Origin of the sequence: Segatella copri, assembly GCF_024330485.1 — a bacterium.
Classification (GTDB): Bacteria; Bacteroidota; Bacteroidia; order Bacteroidales; family Bacteroidaceae; genus Prevotella; species Prevotella copri_L.
In genome coordinates this window covers 106,330-121,874 of sequence record NZ_JANDWX010000007.1, presented here as the reverse complement: position 1 = coordinate 121,874, position 15,545 = coordinate 106,330, and the positions used below count along the sequence as shown (strand labels likewise).

Here is a 15,545-nt window from a genome sequence, read left to right as displayed (position 1 = left end):
TTACGGACAAGACTCCTTTAAATGATTTGTTTAACAAAGCTGTTCCAACAGAAGAGACGGAGGATTGGCTATATCCTAGCCTTTTCAGCCCCGACGATTTCTAAACGGGACAGCAGTGAACGAAATTCATAAAAATAATTCTGTTACCGTTACCGTATTTATCTTGCCGGAAAAGATTACGGGACTCTGGATGTTTAGTGTTACTGATGGTAAAGAGGATGCTAAGAAGATTGATGCTTCTAATGAAATACAGAAGTATACGTTTAAAGCAGGAAAGGTATATAATCTCACGATATCAAAATCAAATGGAGTACGGAAGAAGAATACAAATAGCCGTTCTATAGCAATGTCTGTCCGTTGTGTTTCGGAATAGTGAAAAAATATCGACCTGTACGGTTGAAATTACCCACACGCCCTGAACCAACGGTCACCGGCCGAAGGGAAAGTCACATCCAATACGCCCTGAAAGGGCAGAAGCTCCTAGCCCAGGGCATCGCCCTGGGTTATTACAGACGCAAACTTGTCGCCCTGTAAGGGCAAAAGCTTTAAAATACCTGGCAGTATACAAAGCTTTTGCCCTTACAGGGCGTCTTTGTTTTTTGCCAACATTACCCAGGGCGCTGCCCTGGGCTAGGAGCTTCTGCCCTTTCAGGGCGTGCTGCTTGCGTTTAGCCTGCGTTCTGCTTCTTCTCTTTCCTTCGGCCGGTGACCGTTGGTTCAGGGCGTCAGGGCGACTTGCTGATTGCTATTCCGCCCCCGGCTCGCCCAGGTATTCGAAGATGGTGAATACCTGGCGGGGAGGGAAATACTGGCTATGCTCCTGATAGCCTAAACGTTGCAGCTCGTTCCAGAGGGGCTCACAACGCTTAATCCATCCCATGATATGACGGCGCGCTGTCGCCCCGTCGGTTGTGTCGGGAAAGTAGAGCAGACCCAGCTCGGTCTTGCTGTACATACGTTGGGGATAATTCATAAGCTTTATATTTTTTACAATCCTTCTACACCATGATCCTTAAAGAAACCAATCATCGCTGTGGTCATATAGCCACCCATGTTCATCTTCTTGTTCGAACGCCTGCAGTTGGCTATGTAATAATCCTTTCGCAGGAAGAAGTCCTCCAGGTCGCCAATCATATCTAACCTGAGATAGCCGCTCAGCTGGTCAGCCTTCTTCTCGCTCACATCATAATTGTATTGCAGCCGGAGTTTCAGTTTGCTCCGCTGTCCTCTCAGTTCGCTGCTCACTTCTGCACCCTCCGCAGTTTCGCCAGAAGTGCGACGGTCGTGCAGGGTAAAGGTGATGTGTTCGGGCAGGTGATGCTTCTCTTTTTTACCCTCCTCCAGAAAGAAAGGCTTATAGGTAAGATACTGGTCGATGATGTGGTTCTGGTAAAGGCGCTTGAGGTCTTTGCAGGCAAAAGTCAGACATTTGTTGTCCAGTGCCGACCAGGTCTTGTAGTAATCTTCCCTGCCATGCATCAGTTGCTGGATATGCGCCGTTTTGCAGATGGTGAATCCCTTTGCACCCCAGCAATTCATGATGATATATAACTTGATGCTCGATGCGCTGCGGCATTGGTTGATGGCATTGAGGTCGATACGGCTGACTCCCTTGTCGAAACTGTAGAAAAACCGTATCACGTTGTTGTCGAAGCGGAATTTTACCATCCAGTTCTTGTGCCGGTCTTGGTATATCTCACTCTTAAACAGGCATGCAAATTTCCGGTATAATGTCTGTTTTTCCAGCTTAAACGGCAGCAGGATGGGCTGGGATTCTATACGCTTGATGGCATCGCGCAATTGCGCATAATGATGAGCACCATAAGGTAACTCCGACAGTTTCATGATGACATCGGTGTGGCCTGCAGCTCTCTGTTCTGCGGTGAAGCCATTAAAAGTCTGTGAAGTTACCTGATAAGGGATCACATAGCCCAAGATGGCTTTCTGGGCATGCTTGATAATCTGTAGAACGATTTTGAGTTCTAGCACAGAATAGTTCTGGTAAGACAATCCTTGTACGCCAAGGATGGCTATCAGTTGTTTCTCTTGTTGATTTGTCAGAGGGAAGGCCTGCTGCCCGCCCTGCTGCTGTTGATTAAATTGTTCCATTGTCGGTTTCTTTTAAAATTGTTAGTGGCCTACCGATTGGGGCAAGTCTTGTTGTTGTTTATTGAAAACCGGCATGGAATTGGAGTAAGGATAACCTCGCAAGATTAATGAACAATCACAAAGGAAAGTTTTCCACCATCGCTCTTGCTATCAAAAGACCTTACTTCGCATCCATGCCGATAAATTTTCATCAAATTTATCAGGCATAGAATGCCCTGTAAGGATTACCTTTTGATCACTCACTTTTCAGGGTGGAAAATCCTACTCAATGAGCTATGTTCTAATCCTTAACCGAAAGCATTTCCCGGTGTCCTTCATCGGGAGGAGAATCACATTCTCCGCGCTTTCATGTTGCAAAAGTAATATTTATTTCAGACTTATGCAAATTTTTGAAGAGAAAAAATGCATTTTAAAAGCTGAAATGTTGAAAAAAAATCTTTTTCCTCACGTATTACGTATAGTGTAAAAGATGTAAATGTATATATATAATATACTTGGTATAGTATAGGAAAGAAAAATATGCATCTAACTATCTGATATTCAGTACCTTGTATTTTTAAGATTCTCCCTGGTAGTCATTCAGGCATATCATAAAACTCATGATTGTCCCTGATGGTACCTGTTATTGTCCCTGATGGTACCCTCAGAAAGGCTAATTCTCCCTGGTAGTCATTGAGCACTCAAATGAGGTAAACAAATAATGTACTTCCGTTTACCAACTGATGTGGCTGAACTGGGTTAAGGATATGGCTGCGTTGGGTTAAGGATTCGACTGTATCGGGTTACGCAGACGGCTGCATCGGGTTACGCAGACGGCTGAACTGGGTTACGCAGACGGCTGAACTGGGTTACGCAGACGGCTGTACTCGCTGATTGAGCCACTTGAGTAGTCTGATTGAGCCACTTGAGTAAGCTGATTGAACCACTTGAGTAAGCTGATTGAACCACTTGAGTAAGCTGATTGAGCCACTTGAATATTCTGCAGCATACGCTTGCGTGCAAAAGTATGCATTCAAGTTTCGCAAGTAAGCCCCACACGCCCCAGGCATCAGAACACCATCATGTCCCCACACGCCCCAGGCATCAGAACATCATCATGTCCCCACACGCCCCAGGCATCAGAACACCATCATGTCCCCACACGCCCCAGACATCGGAACACCATCATGTCCCCACACGCCCTGAAAGGGCAGAAGCTCCTAGCCCAGGGCATCGCCCTGGGTTATTACGGTCGCAAACCTGTCGCCCTGTAAGGGCAAAAGCTTTAAAATACCAGGCCATAAATAAAGCTTTTGCCCTTACAGGGCGCCTTGCTGATTGCTATTATACCCAGGGCGTTGCCCTGGGCTAGGAGCTTCTGCCCTTTCAGGGCGTGCTGCTTCTGGAGCTTCTGGGCTTTACCTTTGCTTTACCCTTCGGCCAGCGATTTTCAATTCCCTTCGGCCGGTGACCGTTGGTTCAGGGCGTATTGGGTAATTTCAACCATACAGGTCGAAAAGTTTTAGAAAAAGTTATCAGATAGTATTGGGATAGCAAAATCTTTACTTTTTTACCTTTTTACTTTTTTACCTTTAAAAATCCTAGAAAACTCTTGCGGGTTTGAAAATAAAGTCGTAACTTTGCGCTATAGAATTTTAAAACAGATGGTTATGAAGTACTTAGACCCTAAGGCAGACCTCACGTTCAAGAAGATATTCGGCAATCATCCTAAAAGACTGATTAGTCTTCTGAACGCCCTCCTGCCACTCAGCGAAGAAGAGCAGATACACGAGATAAAGTATCTGCCTACAGAACTTGTGCCTCAGCTCGAAGGAGGCAAGAACACCATAGTGGATGTACTCTGCACGGATGTCAGAGGCAGGAAGTTCTGCGTGGAAATGCAGATGGAATGGTCTGATGCATTCCAGCAGCGAGTACTGTTCAATGCATCCAAGCTCTATGTGAGTCAGGCAAAAAAGGGAGGAAAATACAGCGAACTTCAACCAGTGTATTCTCTCAACCTGATAAATGATATCTTTGCGCATGATACTCCGGATTTTATCCACAACTACCGCATCGTGCACGATAAGGACAGCAATAAGGTCATCGAGGGCTTGCATTTCACCTTCATTGAACTCCCTAAGTTCACTCCTCATTCCATTGCCGATAAGCGCATGATGGTCTTGTGGCTCCGTTTCCTCACGGAAATCAATTCCAATACGAAGGATATTCCTGCCGACCTGCTCAATGATCCGGAGATTGGAAAAGCCGTAGAAGATCTTGAAGTTTCCGGCTTTACAGATGCCGAACTCCGTGCCTATGATAAATTCTGGGATTCGGTAAGTGTTGAAAGAACCCTTCTGGATGACAGATACCAGAAAGGAATGGAAGAAGGTATGGAAAAAGGCAAGCATGAGGCCAACACAGAAACAGCACAACGTTTGCTGGCAATGGGACTTTCTGCCGAACAGGTTTCCAAAGCTACCCAGCTACCTTTGGAAATCATTAAGAATCTGAGCAATTCATAAAAAACTCAAGTTTCGCATGTAAGCTCCACACGCCCCAGGCATCAGAACACCATCATGTCCCCACACGCCCCAAGGCATCAGAAGGCCATCATGTCCCCACACGCCCTGAACCAACGGTCACCGGCCGAAGGGAAAGGTAAAGGGCAGAAGCTCCTAGCCCAGGGCAACGCCCTGGGTATTATGATATACAAACCAACGCCCTGTAAGGGCAAAAGCTTTAAAATTATGGCGCAATCCTTATCAAAGATTTACATCCATTTGATTTTCCACATCAAATCAACGAGCCCCCAAATCCGTGAAAATGATTTGGAACGACTCCATAGTTATATCGGCAAACTTGTAAAGGCAGCGGGATGTACCGAGATAAAGGCTGGTGGTATAGGCGATCATGTTCATGTATTGTTTATATTATCAAAAGATGTCACGATTTCCGAAATTGTTGAGGAAATCAAGCGAAACAGCAGTAGATGGATAAAGGACCTTGATCCGGGTTATTATCATTTTTTCGCATGGCAGGGTGGTTATGCCGCATATTCCATCAGTCAATCCGTTGTGGACAAAACATTGCAATATATTGATAATCAGAAAGAGCATCACACCAAGCATTCGTTTGCAGAGGAATATAGAGCATTCTTGGAATTATATAATGTGGAATATAATGAAAAATTCGTGTTCCGGGATTAAGGAAGATTGGTGTTGTAAGGGCAAAAGCTTTGTATATTGCCAGGTATTTGAAAGTTTTTGCCAGGTATTTGAAAGCTTTTGCCCTTACAGGGCGTCTTGCTGATTGTCATTATACCCAGGGCGCTGCCCTGGGCTAGGAGCTTCTGCCCTTTCAGGGCGTGCTGCTTCTGGAGCTTCTGGGCCTTCAGGGCGTGCTGCTTCTGGAGCTTTTGGGCCTTCAGCCCGTACTTAAGCCACATGCGAAAGTTCTGTTATTAAGTCAGAAAATAGAAGGCAATCGCTTGCAAATTGTGCAAACGATTGTCTTTTTTTTATGCTATTTATTTAACTTTTCTTCATCTGCTTTTCAAAAAGTATTCTTATTTTTGCCGACGAAATCTTATAATTCAAACTTAATACATTTTGTTTATGCAGAAATTTTATACGTTGATTTGTACACTGGTATTGCTGCTGAGCATGACCTTCATGGCTCCAGTTTCAGCACTTGCGGCAGACTATACACCAGTGGTAACGGAAAATGAAATCTCCGTGTTCTTGGAGACAAGTTATGACAATGCCAAGATTTGGGCATGGAATGACAAGGTGGATCATTTTACTACTGCTAAGTGGCCTGGAGATGCCATGACTTTGGTGGGAACTAAAGATGGCAAGAATGTCTTTAAATGGACATATACAGCTGGTACTGAAATCCCTACAGGTGTTATCTTTACTCATGATGGTGAGCAGAAGCTGAATGGCGGTGATCAGGAATTCAAGAATTATGGTTATTACGTAGAAGGTAAATATACCAAGACCATTGAGACTGCTCCTGCAGGCAAGGTAAAGGTGTTCTTTGATAATACAATAGAGAACCTGAAGAATGTATATTGCTATATTTATAACGGAACTGAGGCTTCTGTAGAATGGCCTGGCGTGAAGATGCAGCTCGACGAAGAGACTGAGTATAACGGCAAGAAAGGCTATTATTCTTTGGAGGTTCCTGCTGCTTTCCTTACAGGTTGTTTCGTCATCAATAATGGCGAAGCAGGTTCAACTCTTCAGGGAGAAACGGTTTATGTAAACGGTAAGGTTGTTACAGCCATAGAGAATACTACCATCACAGCTGTGAAGAAGACAACCGATGATGCCTGGTATTCTATCACAGGTGTCCGTATCAAGAAGCCTACTCAGGCTGGTCTCTATATTCACAATGGTAAGAAAGTAATCATCAGAAAATAATAGCAGAATATGAAAAAGACAATCAATTATGGTCTTCTGATGTTGGTGATGCTGTTCACTATGGCATCCAATATCTTCGCAGACAACAAATATGGTCTTAAAGACAATATTCAGGATGGTGTCATCCTTCATTGTTTCGACTGGACGTTGGCAGATATCCAGGAAGAAATTCCTAATATCGCCAAGGCAGGCTTTACTGCCGTTCAGACTTCTCCTGTTCACGAAAGAGCAGGTAAAGGATCCGTCTGGTATGATGTTTATCGTCCATACGACTTTAAGATAGGTAATGGTCTTGGTACTGAAGCAGACCTGAAGGCCCTCTGTGCTAAGGCTCATGAGTATGGGGTCAAGGTAATTGTGGATGTTGTTGCCAACCATACCGACCATCCTAACGTGGCTGCACGCTTGAAGGACGAGAGTCTTTATCATGAACGATTTGGTGTGGGTAACTGGAATGACCGCCATCAGGTTACATTTGGTATGATTGGAATGTGGGACCTCGATACCAACAATCCTACTGTGCAAGCCATCATCAAACAATACATCCAGGATTTGAAGGCCTGTGGCGTGGATGGTATCCGTTGGGATGCTATCAAGCACATCGCTTTGCCTTCTGAAGGCGATTCTTTTATGAAGAATGTGGTGGATCAGGAGATGTACAACTATGGTGAAATCCTTGATGGTACTGGTGGTAATGATAATATTCTTTTCCCAGAGTATCAAACCTACATGAGCATTACCGATAATGGTTATGGTAACGGCTTTGCCAATTCTTTCGCTGGTGGTTCTATCAACGAATCTGTTGGCAATTTCAATCGGAGAAATGCAAAGACAGAAAAGTTGGTTTATTGGGGTGAAAGCCATGATACTTATGCCAACGATGGTGGTGAATCAAAGAATAAAAGCCAGAATGTTATCGACCGTGCTTATGCAGTTGTAGCAGGAAACAATGGAGCTACCGCTCTTTATTTCTCCCGTCCTGCTCAGAAGGCAAAGAATGATATCAAATTTGGTGATAAGGGAAGCGTTCACTTCAAAGATGCTGAAGTAGCTCAGGTAAACCACATGCACAACGTTTGTGCTGGCGAGCCAAACTATTATGTAAAAGGTAATGGCGTTTGTGCTCAGGTTCGTAAGAGTGGCGCTATTATCGTATTGGGAAGTGGTTCTGACCGTGACGTGACTGTAGCCAATGGTGCTGGCGACGGCAAGTGGCTCAAGTCTGGTACTTATAAGGATATGGTAGGCGGTGGTGCTTTCACTGTCAATGCTTCTACAATCTCTGGTCATGTTGGCGAGTCAGGTATTGCTGTCATCTATAATGCTGGTCCTATCGTGCTGACTCCTGAGGTTGTTTTCAATCCAGCTGATGGTACAGCCTTCTCTGATGAGACGCTCAACGTGACAGCTACTCCTTTGAATGCTGTTTCTGCCTGGATTCAGGTGAACGGCGGTGAGAAGCAGACTTTTACTGCTGCCAAGCAGTTTACTGTAGGTGCTGATGTTGCCTATGGTAAGAATGTCACTATCACTTGGGGTGCAACTGACAAGGAAGGCAAGACAGAAACAGGTTCGGTAACTTACAAGAAGGTGAAGGCTTACGTTCCAGAATTGGGCAAGGCTGACGAAATCTCCTGTTTCTTGGAGACATCCAATACGGCAGCAGCCGTATATGTATGGAATGACAAGGTTAGTCCTGTAATTGAGCATGCTGGTAAATGGAATGATGCTATCAATAAAAAGTTGCCTCTTGTAGGTAAGAGCGTTTCTGGAAAGAATGTCTTCAAGTGGACTTATGATGGCACCGAGACAAGTGCTCCTACTCAAATCATTTTCTTGGATGGTAATGGAAATAAGATAACTCTTGACGTGGAGTTTGTCAACCACGGCTACTATGTTGACGGAACATACAGCAATACTGTGACCAAGGTACATGAAGATGAGACCGTTGATCCAGAGTATGTTTACTTCGATAACGCTTCTAAGTGGGAGAATGTTTATTGCTACTTCTATAATGGCACAACCTCTTCTGCTGCATGGCCAGGAGTCAAGATGACTTTCGATGCATCTGCTTCTCATACTGGTAAGACTGGTTGGTATAAGGTTCAGATTCCTACGGCATATCTCAAGGCTAAGTTCTTTATCAACGATGGTACTGCCGGTACTCCTATTAATGGCAAGAATGCCTCTACTAAACAGGTAGTGAAGTAATTCTGCAGGTAAACATATATATATAATATAGATGAATTGAGCAGAGCTCTTAGATGGCAGCGCCATCTAAGAGCTCTTTGTATTTGGCGATAGCATCAGCTATCTCGCTTATTTTGATAAATTCATCGGCTGAATGGGAGCGGGAAGATTCGCCAGGACCCAGTTTGAACGAAGGGAAGTGCATCAGAGCCTGGTCGCTGAGGGTAGGACTGCCGAATGGCTTCATGCCCATGGCTACACATTTCCTGATAAGAGGATGTGCCGGGTCGATGCGGGATGACTTCAGACGGAAACTGTGAGCCTTTACCTCGCTCTTCAGGTGCTGGCAGATAAACTCGTAAACCTCCTCGTTGTCGTAAAACTCGTTGGTGCGGATATCCACAAGCATCGTACACTTATCCGGAATCACATTGTGCTGGGTTCCGGCATTCACTACGGTAAGCGTCATCTTGGTAGGTCCCAGGAATTCGCTTACCTTCTCAAACTTATAGTCACGAATCCATCGCATATCATCCAATGCCTCGTAGATAGCGTTTACTCCCTCGTTGCGGGCAGCATGACCGCTCTTTCCGTGAGCAATCACATCCAGCACCATCAGTCCCTTTTCGGCAACAGCCGGGTTCATGCCGGTAGGCTCACCTACGATGGCAAGGTCGATATGCGGAAGCAAAGGCAGGGCACGGGTGATGCCATCCTTTCCCGACACCTCTTCTTCGGCGGATGCCAGATAGATAAGATTATACTGCTGAGGCTTTGCGGTCAGCATTCTGAATATCTGGAGGAGCGAACAGAGTCCGCCGCCGCAATCGTTGCTGCCCAAACCGTAAAGTACACCCTCTTCAACATCCGGTGAAAATGGGTTGCGTGTCCATGAAGCCACAGGCTTCACGGTATCGATGTGAGCGTTGAGCAGCAGGGTAGGTCGGCTCTCATCGTAATGAGGGTCGATAATCCAGATGTTGTTCGCCTCACGATGAGGTTCGAAACCATATTTGCGGATGGTCTGCTCCATGATGTCGGCAGCCTCCTTCTCGTTTCTGCTTACAGATGGGGTGGCGATGAGCTTTTTCAGCAAATCCACGGCATCGCTTACATATTCTTCTTGTGTCATCATAATCTCTCTATTTTTTGATTTTGGGGCAAAGATACGAAAAAAAGAGCAGATAAAGTGGAAAAAGTATCTTTTTATTTTGTGTTCTTAACAAATTCTATTATCTTTGCATCAGAATATAAATATAAGCTTATGCAGATTAATAGTCATCTTTCGGTACTGGTACATGATCTCGCCAAGAAATGGGGAGAGAAAACTGCTTTAACTTTCAGAAAGTTTGGCAGCGACCAGTGGCAATCGGTTTCATTCAACCTCTTTTCCTTAAGAGTGAAACAAGTGAGCAATGCCCTCCTGAATCTTGGGGCTAAACCTCTTGACAAAATCGCTGTCTTCTCGCAGAACTGTGTGCATTATCTGTACACCGACTTCGGTGCGTACGGTATCAGAGTTACTGCTGTGCCATTCTATGCCAACAGCAGCGAGCAGCAGATTCAATATATGATTAATGATGCGCAGATTCGCTTTCTCTTTGTAGGCGAACAGGAGCAGTATGACAAGGCTCACCGTATCTTTGCCCTCTGTCCTTCTCTGGAGCGTATCATCATCTTCGATTCCAGCGTACGCATCAGTACACACGATCCTGCAGCCCTCTATTTCAAGGACTTTCTGAAGTTGGGTGAGAATCTTCCTCGTCAGACAGAAGTGGAGGAACTCTACAAGCAGGCTAGTATGGATGACTTGGCTGATATCCTCTATACCAGTGGAACAACGGGCGACAGTAAGGGCGTGATGCTGACTTATAGCCAGTATTATGCTGCTTTGAAGGCAAACGACGAATGCGTGCCAGTTACCGAAAAGGACCGCGTCATCGACTTCCTTCCATTTACCCATATCTTTGAACGTGCCTGGTCTTACCTCTGCTTGAGCGAAGGTGCCGAACTCATCATCAATACTTATCCTCATGAAATTCAGGAGAGTATGAGAGAGGTGCATCCTACCTGTATGTGTAGTGTGCCACGTTTCTGGGAGAAGGTGTATATCGCCGTAAAGGCAAAGATGGATGATGCCGGTCCTATCCAGAAGAAGCTCTTCTACCATGCCTTGGCAGTAGGAAAGAAGCGGAATATAGAATATCTGGCAAACTGCAAGCGCCCTCCTCTGACATTGGAGTTGGAATATAGAATTATCAACAAGACCGTTTTGAGCATGGTTCGCAAGCAGTTGGGCTTGGAAAAACCGAATATCTTCCCTACAGCGGGTGCTTATGTAAGTCCGGAAGTAGAGGAGTTTGTACATGCCATCGGTATCGATATGGTGGTGGGTTACGGTCTGACCGAGAGCCTTGCCACCGTATCCTGTGATCATCTCGACAAGAAACGCAGTCTGGGTTCTGTGGGTCGCCCGATCTCCTGCATTCAGGTAAAGATAGGTGAGGATAATGAGGTGCTCCTCAAGGGTCCTACCATCACTCCGGGATATTATCATCGTGATACCACCAATGCGAAGGCATTCGACAAGGATGGATTCTTCCATACCGGTGATGCCGGCTACATGAAGGATGGCGAGCTTTATCTCACCGAGCGTATCAAGGACCTGTTCAAGACATCGAATGGTAAATATATCGCTCCGCAGCAGGTAGAATCATTGCTCCTGGTAGATAAGTTTATCGATCAGGTGGCTGTTATAGCCGACCAGCGCAAGTTCGTATCAGCCCTCGTCGTTCCAGAGTTCCGTCTCGTGGAGGACTGGGCACGTGAGCATCATATCGCCTTCACCTGCCGTGAAGATTTGTGTGCTAACGAGAAGGTGCAGAAGATGCTGATGGACCGTATTCAGATTCTCCAGCAGCATCTGGCTTATTATGAGCAGATTAAGCGCATTACCCTCCTGGCTCACCACTTCTCTATGGAGTCGGGCGAGTTGACCAATACCTTGAAGATTCGCCGCCCTATCATCAACAAGAACTATAAGGCGGAGATTGACAAGATGTATGAGGAGTAATCATATAGTTTAAAGTTAAAAGTTTATAGTTAAGAGTTAATGATTACAGCTGACCAGTTGAAGGATGTGATGGACAGAGCTGATGCTCTGCATCGCTATCTCAATATAGACCAGAAGAAAGTAGAATTTGAAGAGGAGCAGCTCCGTACCCAGGCTCCTGACTTCTGGGAAGACCCGAAGTATGCACAGGAGCAGATGAAGAAGGTGAAAGGTATCCAGAAATGGCTCGACGGTTATAAGACTGTACGTCTTTATGCCGATGAACTGCAGCTTGCCTTCGACTTCTATAAAGACGAAATGGTGACCGAGGAAGAGGTGGATGCCGATTATGCCAAGGCGATCAAAGCCATCGAAGACCTGGAGTTGAAGAACATGCTTCGCCAGAAGGAAGACCCGATGGACTGTGTGCTCAAGATTAATTCCGGTGCCGGTGGTACCGAGAGCCAGGACTGGGCACAGATGCTGATGCGTATGTATATGCGCTGGGCTGAAGCTCATGGCTATAAGGTAACTATCACCGATATGCAGGAAGGTGATGAGGCTGGTATCAAGAGCGTGACCATGACCATTGAGGGCGGTGAGTACGCTTATGGCTATCTGAAGAGCGAGAACGGTGTGCACCGACTGGTGCGTGTTTCTCCTTTCAATGCCCAGGGCAAGCGAATGACCAGTTTCGCCAGTGTCTTCGTAACTCCGCTGGTAGATGATACCATCGAGGTATATGTTGACCCAGCCAAGCTCTCCTGGGATACCTTCCGTTCGAGTGGTGCCGGTGGTCAGAATGTGAATAAGGTGGAGTCGGGTGTCCGTCTGCGTTATTGGTATACCGACCCTGATACCGGCGAGGAAGAAGAAATCCTCATCGAGAATACCGAAACCCGTGACCAGCCAAAGAACCGTGCCAAAGCCCTGTTGCTCTTGAAGAGCCAACTCTACGACCGCGCCATGAAGAAGCGTCTGGAAGCTAAGGCTAAGATTGAGGCTGGTAAGAAGAAGATAGAGTGGGGAAGCCAGATTAGAAGTTATGTCTTCGACGACCGTCGTGTGAAAGACCACCGTACCAACTATCAGACATCGGATGTAGATGGCGTGATGGACGGCAAGATAGATGATTTCATCAAGGCATACCTGATGGAGTTCCCTACGAATGATGACGAACAACAATAATAATCTAAAAAATATACGACTATGAGTGGAAATAAAGACTTAAGAAGAGCCAAACATGAGGCTTATCAGAAGAAACAGGCTGCAAAAGGCGAGAAAGTAATCAAGTGGATATTTATAGGATTGATAGTCCTCGGTATTCTTTTTGCCATTTATGCAACAACATTAGTATAAAACAATGAGTGGATTAGAGATAGAAAGAAAATTCCTCGTTAAGAAGGGCGACGCTTACAAAAGCGCCGCCTTTTCTTCTAGTCATATCCAGCAGGGATATATTCCTGCCGAGGGGGCTACGGTGCGGGTTCGCACACGGGATGAGAAGGCTTACCTTACCATTAAGGGCAAGTCGGTAAATGGCGGCATGACCCGCTATGAGTTTGAAAAGGAGATAACGATGGACGAGGCGCAGCATCTCCTGCAACTTTGTCAGGGTGGCGTCATCGATAAGCGTCGCTATCTTGTGAAAAGTGGCAGTCATACCTTCGAGGTAGATGAGTTCTATGGCGATAATGAAGGTCTGGTCATGGCAGAGGTGGAGTTGGCTAGCGAGACCGAAGCCTATGAAAAACCTGATTTCATCGGCATGGAGGTAACAGGCGACAAGCGATTCTACAATTCGCATCTCTTGGGCAATCCTTTCTCGAAGTGGCGTGATACCTTGCCGGCTGAATATCGTTAGAAAATGTATCGAAAAAGTCATTTCTGCGTTCTAAAACAGACTAAATAGCATAAATATTACTAAATTTGTGTTTTTGCTTTCAAATAATTCATATATTTCAGAATTATTTTATAATTTTGCACGAAGAAAAATTAAAAAGTAAGAAATTAGTAATAGAAAGATAGAAATGACAGATTCAAATAGAGGAAGTTTTGGTAGCAAGATTGGATTGATTCTTGCTACAGCAGGTGGCGCCGTAGGTTTGGGTAACGTATGGCGCTTCCCTTATATGGCTGGTCAGGAAGGTGGTGCAGCCTTTATTCTGGTATACATCGGAAGTGTGCTCCTGTTGGGCATTCCATGTATGATTTCTGAGTTTATCATCGGCCGTCATGGTGCCTCAAATACCGCACGTGCCTATACCAAACTCTCTAATGGTACGGCATGGAAGTGGGTAGGCTATCTTGAGGTGCTTACCGGTTTCCTGATTACGGGCTATTATGCGGTGGTTTCGGGCTGGTGTCTGCAGTATGTCTATGCCAGCATCATGGGCGAACTGCATGGTGACCCTACCTTTGTGGCGAATTACTTCAAGGAGTTTTCTTCTGATCCTGTGCGTCCGGTTATGTGGACGGTAGCGATATTCCTGATTTGTCATTTCGTGATTATTCATGGTGTGCGCGGCGGTATAGAGAAGGCTTCTAAGGTGATGATGCCTCTCCTGTTCATCCTGCTTTTGATCATTGTGGTAGCAGCTTGTCTGTTGCCGGATGCAGGTAAGGGCGTGGAGTTCCTGTTGAAGCCTGATTTCGGAAAGGTAGACAGAAACGTGTTCCTGAATGCCTTGGGACAGTCGTTCTATTCTATGAGTATCGGTATGGGCTGTATCTGTACCTATGCCTCTTACTTCAGCCGTCAGACCAATCTCTTTAAGAGTGCTTTGCAGATTTCCATCATCGATTTGCTGGTAGCAGTACTGGCTGGTCTGATGATTTTCCCTGCAGCCTTCTCTGTAGGAGTATCACCGGATAGTGGTCCTTCACTTATCTTCATCACTTTGCCGAATGTCTTTAATCAGGCGTTTGCATCGTTACCTGTATTGGGTTGGATCATTTCGCTGCTCTTCTACGTGTTGCTGTCTGTAGCTGCCTTGACCTCGCTGATGTCACTTCATGAGGTGAATACTTCTTTCTTCTACGAGGAGTTGAAGATAGACCGCAAGAAAGGTGCTACCATCGTTACAGTTTCCTGTGCCATCATCGGAGCCTTCTGTTCTCTCTCTTTGGGTGCAACAGATAAGCTTTCGTTCTTTGGAAAGGCGCTGTTCGATTGGTTCGACTTCGTTACGGGTCAGATATTCCTTCCTCTGGGAGGATTCCTTACCTGTCTGTTCCTGGGCTGGTATGTACCTAAGCAGATCGTACAGGATGAGTTTACCAACTGGGGAACCTTGAAGGGCCGTCTCTTCGGTATTTATCTTTTCCTGATTAAGTTCGTTTGTCCTGTCCTCATCTTCCTGGTATTCCTGAACCAGTTTGGTGTCTTCGGATAAAGTATTTGTAATCGGATAGAAAATATAACTGAACTTTCGCATGTGGTTTAAGTACGGGCTGAAGGCCCAAAAGCTCCAGAAGCAGCACGCCCTGAACCAACGGTCACCGGCCGAAGGGAAAGGTAAAGGGCAGAAGAGCAAAAGTTCCAGAAGCAGCACGCCCTGAAAGGGCAGAAGCTCCTAGCCCAGGGCATCGCCCTGGGTATGATGGCAATCAGCAAGACGCCCTGTAAGGGCAAAAGCTTTATGTTTTGCCTGGAGTTTTAAAGCTTTTGCCCTTACAGGGCGACAGGGTTGCGTCCATAATAACCCAGGGCGATGCCCTGGGCTAGGAGCTTCTGCCCTTTCAGGGCGTGTGGAGCAAAACTTGCGAAACTTGAATAATATAAT

At 45.8% G+C, this 15,545-nt stretch carries 13 protein-coding genes; 10 read left to right on the top strand and 3 right to left on the bottom strand.

Annotated elements, in window-relative coordinates:
* Positions 1–115 precede the first annotated feature (115 nt).
* Positions 116–373 carry a hypothetical protein gene (locus NNC77_RS06340; RefSeq protein WP_254970216.1) on the top strand — a complete coding sequence of 86 codons (258 nt, stop codon included), beginning with the start codon at positions 116–118 and terminating at the stop codon, positions 371–373.
* A 372-nt stretch (positions 374–745) separates the two neighbouring features.
* Here the strand turns inward: NNC77_RS06340 and NNC77_RS06335 are convergent, their stop codons facing one another.
* Positions 746–973: a DUF4248 domain-containing protein gene (locus NNC77_RS06335; protein ID WP_254970217.1), complete on the bottom strand. Its 228-nt coding sequence runs from the start codon at positions 971–973 to the stop codon at positions 746–748.
* Positions 974–987: 14 nt separating this feature from the next.
* Positions 988–2,109, bottom strand: coding sequence for a replication initiation protein (locus tag NNC77_RS06330; protein WP_254970218.1), 1,122 nt, complete (start codon positions 2,107–2,109; stop codon positions 988–990).
* A 1,643-nt stretch (positions 2,110–3,752) separates the two neighbouring features.
* Here NNC77_RS06330 and NNC77_RS06325 point away from each other — a divergent pair.
* The 4 genes from NNC77_RS06325 to NNC77_RS06310 all read left to right on the top strand — a co-directional run bounded on the left by NNC77_RS06325 (position 3,753) and on the right by NNC77_RS06310 (position 8,729).
* A complete protein-coding gene (locus tag NNC77_RS06325; protein WP_234564779.1) occupies positions 3,753–4,616 on the top strand; it encodes an Rpn family recombination-promoting nuclease/putative transposase in 864 nt (287 codons plus the stop codon).
* Between the two features lie 90 nt (positions 4,617–4,706).
* Entirely contained in the window at positions 4,707–5,300 is a 594-nt protein-coding gene (locus NNC77_RS06320) for a transposase (protein WP_234564780.1), read from the top strand.
* A gap of 408 nt (positions 5,301–5,708) precedes the next feature.
* Positions 5,709–6,518, top strand: coding sequence for a starch-binding protein (locus tag NNC77_RS06315; RefSeq protein ID WP_254970219.1), 810 nt, complete (start codon positions 5,709–5,711; stop codon positions 6,516–6,518).
* Between the two features lie 9 nt (positions 6,519–6,527).
* The gene (locus NNC77_RS06310; RefSeq protein ID WP_254970220.1) at positions 6,528–8,729 is read left to right on the top strand and encodes an alpha-amylase family glycosyl hydrolase; all 2,202 of its coding nucleotides are present in this window, start codon (positions 6,528–6,530) and stop codon (positions 8,727–8,729) included.
* Positions 8,730–8,778: 49 nt separating this feature from the next.
* Here the strand turns inward: NNC77_RS06310 and NNC77_RS06305 are convergent, their stop codons facing one another.
* Positions 8,779–9,843 (bottom strand): M20 family metallo-hydrolase, encoded by a 1,065-nt coding sequence (locus NNC77_RS06305; RefSeq protein WP_254970221.1) that lies wholly within the window; start codon positions 9,841–9,843, stop codon positions 8,779–8,781.
* Between the two features lie 129 nt (positions 9,844–9,972).
* Here NNC77_RS06305 and NNC77_RS06300 point away from each other — a divergent pair, with 129 nt between their 5' ends.
* The 5 genes from NNC77_RS06300 to NNC77_RS06280 all read left to right on the top strand — a co-directional run bounded on the left by NNC77_RS06300 (position 9,973) and on the right by NNC77_RS06280 (position 15,155).
* A complete protein-coding gene (locus NNC77_RS06300) occupies positions 9,973–11,781 on the top strand; it encodes an AMP-dependent synthetase/ligase (RefSeq protein WP_254970222.1) in 1,809 nt (602 codons plus the stop codon).
* A gap of 39 nt (positions 11,782–11,820) precedes the next feature.
* Positions 11,821–12,948 carry a peptide chain release factor 2 gene (gene prfB / locus NNC77_RS06295; protein ID WP_117586931.1) on the top strand — a complete coding sequence of 376 codons (1,128 nt, stop codon included), beginning with the start codon at positions 11,821–11,823 and terminating at the stop codon, positions 12,946–12,948.
* A gap of 21 nt (positions 12,949–12,969) precedes the next feature.
* Positions 12,970–13,119 (top strand): hypothetical protein, encoded by a 150-nt coding sequence (locus NNC77_RS06290; RefSeq protein WP_181976430.1) that lies wholly within the window; start codon positions 12,970–12,972, stop codon positions 13,117–13,119.
* A gap of 4 nt (positions 13,120–13,123) precedes the next feature.
* The gene (locus NNC77_RS06285) at positions 13,124–13,624 is read left to right on the top strand and encodes a CYTH domain-containing protein (RefSeq protein WP_006847608.1); all 501 of its coding nucleotides are present in this window, start codon (positions 13,124–13,126) and stop codon (positions 13,622–13,624) included.
* Between the two features lie 166 nt (positions 13,625–13,790).
* Complete coding sequence (locus tag NNC77_RS06280; RefSeq protein ID WP_117692993.1) at positions 13,791–15,155, top strand: sodium-dependent transporter; 1,365 nt, start codon at positions 13,791–13,793, stop codon at positions 15,153–15,155.
* Positions 15,156–15,545 lie beyond the last annotated feature (390 nt).